This is a genomic window from Parasphingorhabdus sp., assembly GCF_039977335.1.
Lineage (GTDB): Bacteria > Pseudomonadota > Alphaproteobacteria > Sphingomonadales > Sphingomonadaceae > Parasphingorhabdus.
On sequence record NZ_JBDWDI010000004.1, the window covers coordinates 339670 to 353739 of the forward strand.

Below are 14070 nucleotides of genomic sequence, written 5' to 3' on the forward strand. Positions count from 1 at the left end.
CCTTAACCCTTCATCCGGTTGACATCATCAACGGCGATTGTGCCGCGCTGACGGAAATAGATAACCAATATAGCAAGCCCGATTGCCGCTTCGCCCGCTGCAACCGTAAGCACCAACATTGCGAAGACCTGACCCGTCATATCACCCAGAAAAGCGCTAAAAGCGACGAGGTTCAGGTTTACAGCGAGCAAGATCAATTCAATCGCCATCAGGATGATGATGATATTCTTTCTATTCAGGAAAATACCAAGCATCCCCATCACGAACAGGATGGAACTGACCACCAGATAATGTTCTACGCCGATCATAGCTCGACCCCCTTGCCCACTTCGGGCTGTGTATTGCGCGTGGCGTCTTCTGGACGCCGTCTGACTTGCTCTTGAATATTCTGAACCCGGACGCCGCCGCGCTTCCGATTGGTAAGAACAATGGCGCCAACCATGGCAACCAGCAGGATCATGCCAGCGGCTTCAAACAAAAAGACATATTTTGTGAAGAGCAACGTGCCCAACGCTTCGATATTGGAAGGCCCACCCGCCGGAGGTCCGACGACCGCATTGGCTTCGCCCATGCCAGCAGAGGACCAGGACAGCGCGCCAAAAATGACAAATTCTGCGGCCAGAATCAAAGCCAGTAACAAACCTAGTGGCAGGTTTTTCATAAACCCGGCGCGCAGTTCCGAAAAATCAATGTCGAGCATCATCACAACGAACAGGAACAGGACCGCCACGGCGCCGACATAGACGATGATCAGCAAAGCCGCGATAAATTCCGCGCCCACCAGCAACATCAATCCAGCAGCATTAAAAAACGCGAGAATCAGCCACAAAACGCTGTGCACAGGATTACGCGCAAAGATGCAAAAGGCGGCGCTGGCAATGACGACCGATGCGAACAGATAGAAAGCAAATATTTGCATTATAACGGTTTCCGTAACCCCCTTAGAATCCTGTCAGCGCCTTAACGATAGGGCGCGTCGGCGGCAAGGTTGGATGCGATGGCTCGCTCCCATTTGTCACCATTTTCAAGCAGTTTAGCTTTGTCGTAAATAAGTTCTTCGCGTGTCTCGGTCGAATATTCAAAATTCGGTCCTTCTACGACCGCATCCACTGGACAAGCTTCCTGACAGAAGCCGCAGTAAATGCACTTGGTCATATCAATATCGTAACGCGTCGTCCGCCGGCTGCCATCTTCGCGTGGCTCAGCCTCGATCGTGATCGCCTGCGCCGGACAAACAGCTTCGCAAAGCTTGCAAGCAATGCAGCGTTCTTCTCCATTGGGATAGCGACGCAGCACATGCTCCCCCCGGAACCGCGGTGAAATCGGGTTCTTCTCATAGGGATAGTTGATCGTCTTCTTCTTCTTGAAGAAATATTTCAACGTCAACGCATGCGCCAATATGATCTCGTATAGCGTGAACGCTTTTATGATTTCCCATATTCTCATAGCGGCCACCCAAATTTGTCAATCATTACATATCCGCTGACCAGAAAGACCCAGAACAGGCTGATTGGCAGGAATACTTTCCAACCCAAACGCATGAGCTGATCATAACGATACCGTGGAACGGTGGCCCATGCCCAACCGAAGATGAAGAAGAAGAAGAATATCTTTCCAAGCAACCAAAATATTCCGGGAATATCGAACCATGGAATCCAGTCCACATCAAGCGGGGGCAACCAGCCACCCCAGAACAGGATCACATTGAGTGCGCACATCAAAAGGATATTGGCATATTCACCCAGCCAGAACAGGGCGAAGGACATGGAAGAATATTCGGTCTGATACCCGGCTACCAATTCGCTCTCTGCTTCCGTCAAATCAAAAGGTGCGCGCGCCGTTTCCGCCATCGAACTGATGAGGAACATCACCGCCATTGGAAATAACAGCGGGTTGAGGCCATAGGCGTTTACAACCCCGAAAATATGGCCTTCTTGCGCCTTGATAATCTCATTGAGATTGAAGGTACCAGCGAACAATACCACTGAAATCAGGATGAAGCCGATGGAAACTTCATAAGAAATCATCTGTGCGGCGGCGCGCATGGCTGAGAAAAACGGATATTTGGAGTTACTCGCCCAACCCGAGATCACCACACCATAAACACCAAGCGAGCTTATCGCGAGAATGTAAAGCAAGCCGATATTAATGTTAGCGAGGACCATTTCCTCGCTAAACGGGATGACGGCCCAAGCCAGCAAAGCCACGGTAAACGTAATAATAGGCGCCAGCAGGAACAGCCCTTTATTGGCTCCGGACGGAATAATCGTTTCCTGAAGAAACACCTTCAAACCGTCAGCGAAACTCTGCAACAAACCGAAGGGTCCGACGACATTAGGACCGCGACGCAGCGCCACAGCCGCAATAATCTTGCGATCAACGTAGATGATCATCGCCACAGCCAACATCAGCGGGAGCGCAATAAGCAGGATCAAAGAAAGCGTGGCAACAAACCAGCCGAGCTCTGGACCAAGAAAAGTGGATTGGAGATATTCGGTCATTCTGCCGCCTCCAGCATATCATCACCGTGCAGCAATTCTGCCGAACAGCGCTGCATCGTCGCGCTGGCGCGGGCGATGCTGTTGGTCAGGTAGAAATCCTTAATCGGATGCACGCCCTGCCCTTTAGGCTTGTCTGGCAATCCCGATGGCGGCGCCCATTCGAACGGTACCAGACCTTCTTCGGCCATTTCAGGATGGTCCTTGAACATTTTGCCGCGCAGCTCTTCAAAGCTGTCAAACGGCAGTGTTTTGCCCATCACGTCAGACAGGGCCCGCAAAATGCTCCAATCTTCACGCGCATCGCCGGGAGCAAATATCGCTTTATTGGAGCGCTGCACACGGCCTTCCAAATTGACATAAGTGCCATTTTTCTCGGTATAGGCTGCAGCTGGCAGGATAACATCCGCTGCATGCGCACCGGCATCACCATGATGACCGATATAAACTTTGAAGCTTTTCTCAAACGCATCGTAGTTCATTTCATCCGCGCCGAGCGAGAAGAGCAACTTAGGTTTCTTCGCAGCAATTGCTTTGATCCCACCATCATAAGCGTAACCAAGCATCAAGCCACCGGTGCGGGAAGCACCGATATGCAGAACATTGAACCCGTTCCAGTCATCGCGAACCAGCTTATATTTCGTAGCGAGTTTCAAAGCTGCGCCATGCGCACCCTCAACACTCAAAGCACCGCCGCCTAGGATAAGCGCCGGCTTCTCAGCATTTTTTAGTGCATCCGCTACCGCTTTGGGAAGCTTGGCCAGCAAGCCCATATCATCACCCAGCCATTCCACCGGATAGGTTTGATCTGCCTCTGGTCCAATGCCAAAGACTTTCGCACCGCCCTTGCGCACCGCCTTGCGGATACGCGTGTTGACCAGTGACGCTTCCCAGCGCGGGTTGGTGGACACCAAAACGATCACATCGGCATCTTCGATACCAGCGATGGTCGTATTAAAGTTCACTGCAGCCAAATTGGATACGTCATAAGACAGACCGGTTTGGCGGCCTTCCAACATGTCCGACCGCATCGATTTCAGCAGCCGCTTGGTTGCATACATGGTTTCGCAATCGACCAGATCACCGGCAATGGCGGCCACGGAACTGCCTGCCTTGACCGCCGCAATAGCTTCAAAGGCTTCGTTCCAACTCGCGGGCATCACTTTATCGTCGCGGCGGATATAGGGTTTGTCGAGGCGGCGCTTCATCAAGCCATCGACCGCATGACGCGTCTTGTCGGTCGCCCATTCCTCGTTCACGTCATCATTGACGCGCGGCAATGCGCGCAGCACTTCGCGGCCACGGCTGTCGATGCGGATATTCGTGCCAACGCCGTCCATGACATCAATGCCCATGGTCTTCGTCAGCTCCCAAGGCCGCGCTTCAAAGGCATAAGGTTTACTGGTGAGCGCGCCAACGGGGCAAAGATCAACAACATTGCCGCTCAACTCACTATGCACTGCGCCTTCGAGATAAGAGGTAATCTCCATCCCCTCACCGCGTCCAATAGCACCAATTTCTTCCACGCCAGCCACTTCTTCGGCAAAGCGAACGCAGCGGGTGCAATGGATACAGCGGGTCATGATCGTCTTGACCACGGGACCCATATATTTCTCGGTCACCGCGCGCTTATTCTCGGCGTAGCGCGATCCGCCCTTGCCATAAGCCATGGCTTGATCCTGCAAGTCACACTCACCGCCCTGATCACAAATCGGGCAATCCAGCGGATGGTTGATGAGCAGAAACTCCATCACCCCTTCACGCGCCTTTTTGACCATTTCGCTATCGGTGCGGATTTCCTGGCCGTCGGCAGCGGGCAATGCACAGCTGGCCTGCGGTTTCGGCGGTCCGGGCTTCACTTCGACCAGACACATGCGACAGTTGCCAGCGATGCTAAGGCGTTCATGATAACAGAAACGCGGGATCTCCTTACCCGCAAGCTCAGCGGCCTGCAGCACAGTTGCACCTTGGGGAACCTCGAGTTCGATGCCATCTACGGTGACTTTAGGCATTAGTTTGCACCTTTCGAACTAGTTGTTTCCATGGAAATCCGCTCGACCAATCTGTAGTAGTTGAGCGCTATGGCTCCCCTCAACTGCATCATATCAAACGCCAAACCACCATGTTTTTCAGCACAAACGTTAAGCGCCGGCTTCAGGTCTTTGAATTTTAACCGTTCGGCATCACTAGACAATTTAGTGGACAAAAGATGCCGAACATCAACAGGGTTTTCTCTAGCAGTACACTCTCCGAAGATACTGAGAAGGTAATCAAGTTGTGCATGCTCCCAATTTTTTGCAACTTCCTTTTTCTTCTCAATTCCTCGCGCCTTAGCAACCAGTTTTTCAAACTTGGCTTTATCCGGTTTAGGCTGAGAAAGTGGTTCAACAGCGCTAAAATCATACGAGGCCATTAGAGAAACTTCTTTCGTGACAAAGCTTTCAGCCAATAGATATCGCAAAAGATCACGCGATAATTTCATTGATCCTGCATGATAGTTTGATCGCCTAAAACACACGTAGGCATCGCTGAAAAACGCGCGAAACTTCTTAAAATCATTTTCCTGATTGTCATAATGGAGCACATATTCTCTGGCCAACTTAGGCTCTCTTTCCGTCAAACAATCAGCGAATTTACCCATCAAAATCCGCGCTGCATCCCTACTCAAAGGCTCACCGCCCAACGTAGTCCGAGGTTGTGCGTCCACCGGAGAGACAAGCAACGAAGACAAAAGCAAAATGCACGCAGCCGCTAGAAAAAAAGTTTTCACGTAACTACTCACTCGGCCGCTTCCATTACTTCTGGCTGTGCGCCATTCTCACGTATCCGCCGCTCCATCTCTGGACGGAAATGGCGGATCAGGCCCTGTATCGGCCAGGCTGCTGCGTCACCGAGCGCGCAGATGGTGTGACCTTCAACCTGTTTGGTCACTTCATACAGCGTATCAATATCAGCAACATCCGCGTCGCCATCGCGCATCTTTTCCATCACGCGCCACATCCAGCCTGTGCCTTCGCGGCATGGGGTGCACTGGCCGCAACTTTCATGCTTGTAGAAATAACTGAGCCGCGAAATCGCACGGACGATGTCCGTGCTCTTGTCCATAACGATCACCGCTGCTGTACCAAGACCGGATTTGAGCGCGCTCAATCCGTCAAAATCCATCGGCGCGTCCATGATTTGTTCGGCAGGCACCAATGGCACCGAAGACCCACCCGGAATAACCGCGAGCAAATTGTCCCATCCGCCGGTTATGCCGCCGCAATGCTTCTCGATCATATCGCGAAACGGGATCGACATAGCTTCTTCGAAAACAGCAGGCTTTTCGACATGGCCAGAAACCTGAAACAGCTTCGTGCCGTGGTTATTTTCGCGCCCGAAGCTGGCGAACCAAGAAGCACCGCGCCGCAAGATCGTTGGAACAACCGCAATGGATTCCACATTGTTGACCGTTGTCGGGCAACCATAAAGGCCAGCACCCGCAGGAAATGGCGGCTTCAGGCGCGGTTGGCCTTTTTTACCTTCCAGGCTTTCGATCATCGCGGTTTCTTCGCCGCAAATATAAGCGCCTGCACCGCGGTGGACGAAGACGTCAAAATCATAGCCGGATTTGGCGGCGTTCTTACCAATCAGGCCAGCGTCATAGGCTTCCTTGACGGCCGCCTCCATGACCTTGGCTTCCATGATATATTCACCGCGAATATAGATGTAAGCAGCACGCGCCCGCATCGCGAAGCCGGCAATCAAAGCACCCTCGATCAGCTTGTGCGGATCATTGCGCAGAATTTCGCGATCTTTGCAGGAACCCGGTTCGGATTCATCGGCATTGATGACCAGAAAGCTCGGCCGGCCATCCGGAGACTCTTTCGGCATGAAGGACCATTTCAGGCCGGTTGGAAAACCCGCACCGCCGCGACCGCGCAGGCCGCTCTCCTTCATCTCGTTGATAATCTTGTCATTACCGCGCTTGATAATATCTGCGGTATTGTCCCAGTCACCGCGTTTTTGCGCCGCCTTCAGGTCCCATGACTGAAAGCCATAGACATTGGTAAAGATCCGGTCCTTGTCCTGCAGGAAATCAAAAGCCATTATTTTTTACTCCTGCGGCCCCAGAGACCACCTGCAACCGCAATGGCCACAACCGCCAGCGCGACCCATCCTGCATATCCGTCGAGCAGCATCTTACCACTCCTTCCGATAGTCATGATTGGCTTTGACCATCTCTTTCAAGACAACCGGACCGCCTTTGGGCTCACTAGTTTTGCGACCAGTTTGCGAACCAACCGGAATCTCTTTGCCGTCGGCCAGATCTTCCAAAATACGCGTCATGATATCGTAATCGAGATCTTCGTAATTATCGTCGTTAATCTGAACCATCGGCGCGTTGGAGCAATTGCCCATGCACTCGACCTCCGTCAGCGTGAACAGGCCGTCCGGTGTAGTCTTACCCTTGGCCATACCTTTGTTTTTACAGGCCGCCATAACATCATCGCTGCCGCGCAGCATGCACGGCGTTGTCCCACAAACCTGCACGTGAAAACGACCGACGGGCGCGAGATTGTACATGGTGTAGAAAGTCGCGACTTCATAAGCGCGCATATAAGGCATATCCAAATAGGCGGCGACATATTCGATCACCGGAACCGGCAACCAGCCTTGTGTTTTGGTATCCGCGCCAACCTGCCGCTGGGCCAGATCAAGCAAGGCCATAACCGCCGATTTCTGACGACCTTCCGGGTACTTCGCGATCTGCCATTTCGCGAGCTTCTCGTTCGCTGGCGTGAATTTAAAATCGCCCCATTTGGCGCGCACTTCAAGTTCATCAGGTATGTTTGGAGCTTCAGCCATCTAAATCACTTTTGTTTCGCGTATCAAAACGCGCTTCCCCGATTTCGTCCCAATGCTTTGAGAAATAGATATTCAACCAGAACCCGGCGACAATTATGCCCATGGTCATGGTAAGCAACAGGATGTTCCAGAACATGTTATCCGGCCGCCACAATTCCCAGAGCAACATGATGGCAACGATCACAAAGACCGTTGCGCCACCGCCGAGCGTCCAGCGCTTGGAGCTTTTGGGTGCATCAACCATGTCGTAACTTCCGTTCGAGATACCGCCCCGCATAAAGCCCGACAACTGCCGCGAAAGCCGTCGACAGTGTTTCCTTGAGACTGACTTCGCCGTGAAATGCCATAAGATAACCGGCCACAAGCGATGCAAAACCAGCGAACGCGGCGATAAAAATGATGATCTCGCGCCCGATCACCGGTCACACTCCCCGAACACGATATCCATCGCACCCAAAATGGCGGTGGCATCGGGCAGCATATGGCCTTTGGTCATAAAATCCATCGCCTGCAAATGCGAGAAGGCTGTTGGCCTGATCTTACAGCGATAAGGCTTGTTGCTGCCATCGCTGACCAGATATACGCCGAATTCACCCTTGGGGCTTTCGGTCGCTACATAGACTTCTCCAGCGGGAACGTGGAAGCCTTCGGTATAAAGTTTGAAATGATGGATTAATGCTTCCATCGACTGCTTCATCTCACCTCGTTTCGGAGGAACGATTTTGCGGTCGATGCTGGCAACGGGCCCGTCTGGCATTTCATTCAGGCACTGCCGCATGATCCGTGCAGATTGGCGCACTTCCTCGACCCGCACCATGAACCGGTCATAACAGTCACCGCGCGTGCCAACCGGCACTTCAAATTCCATGCGGTCGTAGACATCATAAGGCTGTGACTTGCGAAGGTCCCAAGCAATACCGCTGCCCCGGATCATCGGACCGGAAAAACCCCAGCGTACTGCGTCTTCTTTGGATACGGTCGCAATATCTACATTGCGCTGCTTGAAAATACGGTTGTCGATGACAAGGCTCATCGCATCTTCGAAAAAGGATGGAAACTCGTCCAGCCAATCGGCCATATCGGTGAGCAACTTCAGTGGGACATCCTGATGCACACCACCGGGACGGAACCAGGCGCTGTGCATACGGGCACCGCTGGCGCGCTCAAAAAAGGCCAGGCATTGCTCGCGAATTTCGAACACCCAGATATTCGGCGTCATTGCGCCAACATCCATGACATGCGCACCGATGTTGAGCATATGATTGCAGATACGGGTCAGTTCAGCGAACAACACCCGCAGATATTGACCGCGTAGAGGCACTTCGAGATCGAGCAACTTTTCAATCGCCAGCACATAGCTATGCTCCATCGCGAGCGGTGAACAATAATCCAACCGGTCAAAATAGGGCAAAGCCTGCAAATAGGTCTTGTTCTCGATCAGCTTTTCGGTGCCGCGGTGGAGCAAACCAACATGCGGATCGAGCCTTTCGACAACCTCACCGTCCAGTTCCATCACCAGCCGCAAAACACCATGCGCTGCGGGGTGTTGCGGACCAAAGTTGATCGTATAATTTTGGATCTCGACATCGCCGACCGTTGGGTCTGCCTCGTCGGTTATACCATCCATTTCATCAAGATAGTCAGCCATTATGTCTTGGCTCCCTTATCTTTGCCATCTTCCGGTTTCTCTTCGCCTTTTTCATCACCAGGCAAAATATAATCTGCGCCTTCCCATGGTGACATAAAGTCAAAACTGCGGAAATCCTGAGCGAGCTTCACCGGCTCATAGACCACGCGCTTAGCTTCCTCCGAATAGCGCATTTCGACATAGCCAGTCAGCGGGAAATCCTTGCGGAACGGATGCCCTTGAAAACCATAGTCGGTCAAGATGCGCCGTAAATCGGGATTGCCGTCAAATAACACGCCATAAAGATCGAACACTTCGCGTTCCAGCCAGCCTGCCACTTCCCAGATATGGGTCACAGTCGGCACCGGTGTATCTTCATCGGTTGTTACTTTGACACGAATGCGGTGATTTTTGGTCAGGCTGAGCAAGTGATAGCAAACCTCAAATCGCTCAGGCCGTTCGGGATAATCAACGCCAGCAATCTCGACGAGCTGCTGATATTCATGTTTGTCCCGCAACTTGTCCATGACAGTGGGCAGCTTCTTACGATCGACCGTAAAGCTGATCTCATCATATGCCTCAACCGTATCAAGTACGGCCGCGCCCAATGATTTGGCGAGTTTAGCAGCAACCCCTTCGTTGCTGGATATGACTGGGGCCCCGTTTGCCATATTAGCGCTCTAAAGTCCCGATGCGGCGGATTTTCCGCTGCAATTGCATGACCCCGTAAAGCAAAGCTTCTGCGGTCGGCGGACATCCAGGGACATAAATATCCACTGGCACGATCCGATCACAGCCGCGCACTACCGAATAACTATAGTGGTAATAGCCGCCGCCATTGGCACAGCTACCCATAGAGATCACATATTTCGGCTCCGACATCTGATCGTAAACCTTGCGCAACGCCGGTGCCATTTTATTACACAGCGTACCCGCCACAATCATCACATCCGATTGACGCGGGCTAGCACGCGGGGCGACGCCAAAACGTTCCATATCATAGCGCGGCATATTGACGTGGATCATCTCGACCGCACAACAAGCCAAACCAAAGGTCATCCACCAGAGCGAGCCTGTGCGTGCCCATTGGAATAGGTCTTCGGTAGACGTGACAAGAAAGCCCTTGTCATTCACTTCGGAATTCAGGTCTTTGAAAAACGCTTCATCCGGCTGCGTATTGGGGGCCATTGGCGTACCATCCGCATTCAGGATAACGTTGCTGGTAGTTTCTACTCCCAATCGAGCGCTCCCATTTTCCATTCGTAAATAAATCCAACCGTCAAGATGATCAGAAAGATCATCATTGATGACCAGCCAATCCAGCCGATTTGACCAAGCGATACGGCCCAAGGAAACAGAAAAGCTGCCTCCAGATCAAAAATGATGAACAAGATGGCGACGAGATAAAAGCGCACGTCAAATTGACTGCGAGAATCTTCAAAGGCCGGAAAACCACATTCATATTCAGACAGTTTTTCCGGATCTGGACTATGGGTTCCGGTCAATCGTGACACACCCATGGGCAGAAAAACAAACAGGGCAGAAAGGCTAAGAGCCACTGCTAGAAAAAGCAGGATCGGCGCATATTCGGAAAGATCGACCACAATAGACTCGTTTCTCTAAAATTCAGGGCCGCTTTTAGGGACAGGCTCGCCAAGCTGCAAGGATGAAATGGCTCGAATTGGCGGCATCTATCGCTGTTTACAGGTTAAAGTAGCGACCTAGCGAGAATTTTGTGCAGCTTGCTGTGGAGCGCTTCGTTCGCAGCGAGTATTTCGCGCTGTCCAATCGGCTGATCACCGCCCGTATAATCGCTCACAAAGCCGCCTGCTTCGCGGACCATCAAGATGCCTGCCGCAACATCCCAAACCTGCAAGTCCGCTTCCCAAAAACCGTCATAGCGACCGGCGGCCAACCAAGCGAGATCAAGAGATGCAGCGCCATTGCGGCGGATACCGGCCACTTGCGGTGCAATCGAACCGAAAATACGTGACCATTCGGCCAAGTCACCATGACCTTTAAAGGGAATGCCTGTTGCGATTAGTGCCTCGGACAAATCGCGCCGGGCAGACACCCGCAAACGTTTGTCACCGAGATAAGCGCCTTTGTCCATTTCCGCCCACCATGTCTGGTCGGAAACCGGCTCATAGATCAGACCACTGGTAATCTTTCCCCAGCCCTGTCCATCATAGGACCGTTCCTGCACAGCAATGGAAATCGCAAAATGCGGAATGCCGTGGAGAAAATTGCTGGTGCCGTCGAGTGGATCAACGATCCAGCGTGGCTTGCCCTCCTCGGCTTCAATCATGCCGCCTTCTTCGAGCACGAAGCCCCAACCCGGACGAACCTTCATCAACTCATCATAAAGAATGCGTTCCGACCGCATATCCGCTTTGGACACGAAATCAGCCGGGCCTTTTTTGGACACCTGAAGATGCTCTACTTCGCCAAAGTCGCGGCGCAGGCGTGATCCCGCCTTGCGCGCGGCGCGCTCCATGACGGTGATAAGGGCGGAATGTGCTGGCATGTAATCCTCTTACTGTGCCTTGCCGACATATTCGCGGGCGTAGACATCGACAATGATCCGCGTACCGGCCGAGATAAACGGCGGCACCATGACGCGAACCCCGTTATCGAGAACGGCAGGCTTGTAGCTGGAAGAAGCCGTCTGGCCTTTTACAACTGCATCGGCTTCGACAATTTCGGCTTCGATCTGGTCAGGCAACTGCACGGAAATTGGCTTCTCTTCATAAAGCTCAAGTTGAACATCCATACCATCCTGCAAAAACTCAACCGCATCGCCAAGCAAATCGGCAGGCAATGTGATCTGCTCGTAATTTTCCTTGTCCATGAAAGTCAGCATATCATCATCGGCAAAAAGATACTGAAACGTCTTGGTATCCAGACGAACTTTCTCCACCGTATCGGCGCTACGAAAGCGCACATTGGTTTTGCGGCCGTCGACTAGGTTCTTCATCTCAACCTGCATATAGGCGCCGCCTTTGCCAGGCTGCGTATGCTGAATCTTCGCAACCTTCCAAAGGCCGTTTTCATAATCCAATATGTTGCCGGGACGGATATCTACGCCGCTGATTTTCATGGAACGTCTCGCTTTCGGAAATCTTGTGTTGCGGCCCTCTATAACGGTCGAAGCATATAGGCAAGCATAGCGAAGACCCGATATGGCGATTTCATACAATACATTTTCCTAAGCGCGATCTACGCGGCAATTAATGGAAAACGTCACAGACTTGGTGTCGCCCGAAGAAACAACCGCTCCTGCTGCTGGTCTATTTAGCGGGATGATAACGCGCGCGCGCTGCCCTACGCCAACCTCTGTTGGCGGTTTTTTGAGTGAAATTGAACGCATGCCTCATTTCGGCATACCGTCCGAGGAGAGTTTCGTGAGAAACTTTCTGAAAGGGCGTAAAGTGTATTTTGTAGCAAAGTCCTAAATATTCAACGGCTGTCTTTTTCATACAATACTCTGCACTGACACCGATGTAATTAAGGGTCATGGGACAAGCAAACATCTTAGATCGCACCGCAAACCGACCAATGCCGGATACGGGTCAATGCAAGCCTGTTGCAGCAGGTTTATTTGGCTATTCCATTCGGGATGGCAGGACGGCTAGCTTCGTTCCACTACCCGGCTATGTGAGGGAGTTGGAACAATTACCCAATTTCGCGCTGCCTTCGATTGGCCGATTTGTCGCGCAATATGTTAGAAGCAATATTGGCGTGACCAGAAGCTCTTCCTGACCGCTATTAATCCGCCGACAATTTTGCGGTAAATCGCCTCACAGCATCCGCTGGACCTTTGGGATCATTCCAAACAGATCCACTAACCGCCAGGAAATCAGCGCCCGCATCAACCAGTGGCCTGCAATTGTCCGGTGTTATCCCGCCAATTGCGACACAGGGAATCTCCATCATCTTTGACCACCATTGCAGCACATCAAGCTCGGGCCGATGATGCGTTTCCTTGGTTTCGGTTGGGAAAAAGGCTCCAAAGGCGATATAGTTCGCACCGCCCTCCCCAGCCTCCATCGCCAGATGCCTGCTGTCGTGACAGGTAATGCCTATCTGTCCCTGATCCCCCAATTCCGCTCGCGCATCTTTCAGGTCATCGTCGCCCTGCCCCAAATGCACGCCGTCGGCGCCAAGGCGCTTGGCGAGTGCAACATCGTCATTCACAACGAAAGCAACATCATGCGCATCACAAATTTCTTTCAGCGGTTGGGCCAGTCGCGCTGCTTCATCCTGTTCCATATCTTTGACGCGAAACTGGAATGCAGCCACTGGGCCAGCTTCCAATGCAGATTGCAATTGCTCAGGAAAATCGCCGCCCACGTCGAGCGGTGAAATCAGATAGAGCTGACAAGATGGAATAGTCATATTCGTTAGCCTTTAATCATCCCGAACAATCCCCAAAAGAAAACCGTCCCATTTTTTCGAACCAACCGTCTGGATAGCCGTCGCATCGACCTTCGGGTGCTTTTGCAAAGCCGCATATAGTGCCCGGGTTCCCGGCACTTTGGGATCAGAACTATCAGGATCGATCACCTCGCCTTCCCGCACAACATTGTCAAAGACAAGCATTGCACCTGGCCGAGAGAGCCGGATTGCGTGGTCGAGATAAGCTGCGTAATTTTCTTTGTCCGCATCCACGAAGATAAAGTCGAACCGGGGCCTATCACTTTCTTCCAATGCCGCCAGCGAGCTGATCGCTTCGCCAACAATTATTTCAACTTTGTCCGACAGCCCCGCTCTTTCGATATTTGTACGGGCCAGCGCGGCATATTGTGGCTCCAGTTCCAATGAAACAAGGTGGCCATCATCAGGTAACGCGCGGGCTAGCGAAATCGCCGAATATCCCCCCAGCGTCCCGATTTCCAATATGTACTTCGCCCTGACGCCGCGCGCGAGTAGTTCCAGCATCCGGCCTTGGGCGGAGGAAACGTCAATAGCAGGAAGACCTTCACGCGCGTTGGCCGCCAAACAGGCGTCCAGAACCGGATCGTCACCGATCAAATGCTCGACGATATAGTCATCGACATCTGACCAGTTGGGATCGGATTTTGCCAAATGCTTTGC

18 protein-coding genes and 1 pseudogene are annotated in these 14070 nt (G+C 52.3%); 1 reads left to right on the plus strand and 18 read right to left on the minus strand.

Annotated elements, in window-relative coordinates:
- Positions 1-2: 2 nt before the first annotated feature.
- The 16 genes and pseudogenes from nuoK to efp all read right to left on the minus strand — a co-directional run bounded on the left by nuoK (position 3) and on the right by efp (position 12073).
- Positions 3-308, minus strand: coding sequence for an NADH-quinone oxidoreductase subunit NuoK (gene nuoK / locus ABJM21_RS08855; protein ID WP_348301502.1), 306 nt, complete (start codon positions 306-308; stop codon positions 3-5).
- Entirely contained in the window at positions 305-922 is a 618-nt protein-coding gene (locus ABJM21_RS08860; protein ID WP_348301691.1) for an NADH-quinone oxidoreductase subunit J, read from the minus strand. Before ABJM21_RS08860 ends, nuoK begins: the two co-directional genes overlap by 4 nt.
- Before the next feature lie 38 nt (positions 923-960).
- On the minus strand, positions 961-1446 hold the full coding sequence (nuoI, locus tag ABJM21_RS08865; RefSeq protein WP_348301501.1) for an NADH-quinone oxidoreductase subunit NuoI: 486 nt from the start codon (positions 1444-1446) through the stop codon (positions 961-963).
- Positions 1443-2501 carry an NADH-quinone oxidoreductase subunit NuoH gene (nuoH, locus tag ABJM21_RS08870; protein WP_348301500.1) on the minus strand — a complete coding sequence of 353 codons (1059 nt, stop codon included), beginning with the start codon at positions 2499-2501 and terminating at the stop codon, positions 1443-1445. Before nuoH ends, nuoI begins: the two co-directional genes overlap by 4 nt.
- Positions 2498-4510: an NADH-quinone oxidoreductase subunit NuoG gene (gene nuoG / locus ABJM21_RS08875; protein WP_348301499.1), complete on the minus strand. Its 2013-nt coding sequence runs from the start codon at positions 4508-4510 to the stop codon at positions 2498-2500. The genes nuoH and nuoG overlap by 4 nt, the downstream gene beginning before the upstream one ends.
- Positions 4510-5268: a hypothetical protein gene (locus ABJM21_RS08880; RefSeq protein ID WP_348301498.1), complete on the minus strand. Its 759-nt coding sequence runs from the start codon at positions 5266-5268 to the stop codon at positions 4510-4512. The genes nuoG and ABJM21_RS08880 overlap by 1 nt, the downstream gene beginning before the upstream one ends.
- Positions 5269-5276: 8 nt before the next feature.
- Positions 5277-6587: an NADH-quinone oxidoreductase subunit NuoF gene (nuoF, locus tag ABJM21_RS08885; RefSeq protein WP_348301497.1), complete on the minus strand. Its 1311-nt coding sequence runs from the start codon at positions 6585-6587 to the stop codon at positions 5277-5279.
- 93 nt (positions 6588-6680) lie between these two features.
- The gene (locus ABJM21_RS08890; RefSeq protein WP_348301496.1) at positions 6681-7346 is read right to left on the minus strand and encodes an NAD(P)H-dependent oxidoreductase subunit E; all 666 of its coding nucleotides are present in this window, start codon (positions 7344-7346) and stop codon (positions 6681-6683) included.
- On the minus strand, positions 7339-7590 hold the full coding sequence (locus tag ABJM21_RS08895; RefSeq protein ID WP_348301495.1) for a hypothetical protein: 252 nt from the start codon (positions 7588-7590) through the stop codon (positions 7339-7341). Before ABJM21_RS08895 ends, ABJM21_RS08890 begins: the two co-directional genes overlap by 8 nt.
- Complete coding sequence (locus tag ABJM21_RS08900) at positions 7583-7765, minus strand: hypothetical protein (protein ID WP_348301494.1); 183 nt, start codon at positions 7763-7765, stop codon at positions 7583-7585. Before ABJM21_RS08900 ends, ABJM21_RS08895 begins: the two co-directional genes overlap by 8 nt.
- Positions 7762-8994, minus strand: a complete 1233-nt coding sequence (locus ABJM21_RS08905) for an NADH-quinone oxidoreductase subunit D (protein WP_348301493.1) — start codon at positions 8992-8994, stop codon at positions 7762-7764. The genes ABJM21_RS08900 and ABJM21_RS08905 overlap by 4 nt, the downstream gene beginning before the upstream one ends.
- 47 nt (positions 8995-9041) lie before the next feature.
- A pseudogene (locus ABJM21_RS08910) lies at positions 9042-9644 on the minus strand (NADH-quinone oxidoreductase subunit C); the annotation flags it as partial.
- Between the two features lies 1 nt (position 9645).
- Complete coding sequence (locus ABJM21_RS08915; protein ID WP_348301690.1) at positions 9646-10161, minus strand: NADH-quinone oxidoreductase subunit B family protein; 516 nt, start codon at positions 10159-10161, stop codon at positions 9646-9648.
- 41 nt (positions 10162-10202) lie between these two features.
- Positions 10203-10577 (minus strand): NADH-quinone oxidoreductase subunit A, encoded by a 375-nt coding sequence (locus ABJM21_RS08920; RefSeq protein ID WP_229953546.1) that lies wholly within the window; start codon positions 10575-10577, stop codon positions 10203-10205.
- 104 nt (positions 10578-10681) lie between these two features.
- Positions 10682-11500, minus strand: a complete 819-nt coding sequence (locus ABJM21_RS08925) for an inositol monophosphatase family protein (RefSeq protein WP_109356816.1) — start codon at positions 11498-11500, stop codon at positions 10682-10684.
- A 9-nt stretch (positions 11501-11509) separates the two neighbouring features.
- Positions 11510-12073 (minus strand): elongation factor P, encoded by a 564-nt coding sequence (efp, locus tag ABJM21_RS08930; RefSeq protein WP_348301492.1) that lies wholly within the window; start codon positions 12071-12073, stop codon positions 11510-11512.
- Positions 12074-12206: 133 nt separating this feature from the next.
- On the opposite strand from efp, the gene ABJM21_RS08935 reads away from it, so the two are divergent.
- The gene (locus ABJM21_RS08935) at positions 12207-12428 is read left to right on the plus strand and encodes a hypothetical protein (protein ID WP_348301491.1); all 222 of its coding nucleotides are present in this window, start codon (positions 12207-12209) and stop codon (positions 12426-12428) included.
- 313 nt (positions 12429-12741) lie between these two features.
- On the opposite strand, the gene thiE is transcribed toward ABJM21_RS08935, so the two are convergent.
- Together thiE and ABJM21_RS08945 are read right to left on the minus strand one after the other, a co-directional pair.
- Positions 12742-13371 carry a thiamine phosphate synthase gene (gene thiE / locus ABJM21_RS08940; protein WP_348301490.1) on the minus strand — a complete coding sequence of 210 codons (630 nt, stop codon included), beginning with the start codon at positions 13369-13371 and terminating at the stop codon, positions 12742-12744.
- A 12-nt stretch (positions 13372-13383) separates the two neighbouring features.
- Positions 13384-14061 (minus strand): O-methyltransferase, encoded by a 678-nt coding sequence (locus ABJM21_RS08945; protein ID WP_348301489.1) that lies wholly within the window; start codon positions 14059-14061, stop codon positions 13384-13386.
- Between the last annotated feature and the right edge of the window lie 9 nt (positions 14062-14070).

Coding starts and splice junctions, on each gene's coding strand:
- nuoK (WP_348301502.1), bottom strand. CDS start 308: ATGATCGGCGTAGAACATTATCTGGTGGTCAGTTCCATCCTGTTCGTG.
- nuoI (WP_348301501.1), bottom strand. CDS start 1,446: ATGAGAATATGGGAAATCATAAAAGCGTTCACGCTATACGAGATCATA.
- nuoH (WP_348301500.1), bottom strand. CDS start 2,501: ATGACCGAATATCTCCAATCCACTTTTCTTGGTCCAGAGCTCGGCTGG.
- nuoG (WP_348301499.1), bottom strand. CDS start 4,510: ATGCCTAAAGTCACCGTAGATGGCATCGAACTCGAGGTTCCCCAAGGT.
- nuoF (WP_348301497.1), bottom strand. CDS start 6,587: ATGGCTTTTGATTTCCTGCAGGACAAGGACCGGATCTTTACCAATGTC.
- ABJM21_RS08890 (WP_348301496.1), bottom strand. CDS start 7,346: ATGGCTGAAGCTCCAAACATACCTGATGAACTTGAAGTGCGCGCCAAA.
- ABJM21_RS08895 (WP_348301495.1), bottom strand. CDS start 7,590: ATGGTTGATGCACCCAAAAGCTCCAAGCGCTGGACGCTCGGCGGTGGC.
- ABJM21_RS08905 (WP_348301493.1), bottom strand. CDS start 8,994: ATGGCTGACTATCTTGATGAAATGGATGGTATAACCGACGAGGCAGAC.
- ABJM21_RS08915 (WP_348301690.1), bottom strand. CDS start 10,161: ATGGCCCCCAATACGCAGCCGGATGAAGCGTTTTTCAAAGACCTGAAT.
- ABJM21_RS08925 (WP_109356816.1), bottom strand. CDS start 11,500: ATGCCAGCACATTCCGCCCTTATCACCGTCATGGAGCGCGCCGCGCGC.
- efp (WP_348301492.1), bottom strand. CDS start 12,073: ATGAAAATCAGCGGCGTAGATATCCGTCCCGGCAACATATTGGATTAT.
- ABJM21_RS08935 (WP_348301491.1), top strand. CDS start 12,207: ATGGAAAACGTCACAGACTTGGTGTCGCCCGAAGAAACAACCGCTCCT.
- thiE (WP_348301490.1), bottom strand. CDS start 13,371: ATGACTATTCCATCTTGTCAGCTCTATCTGATTTCACCGCTCGACGTG.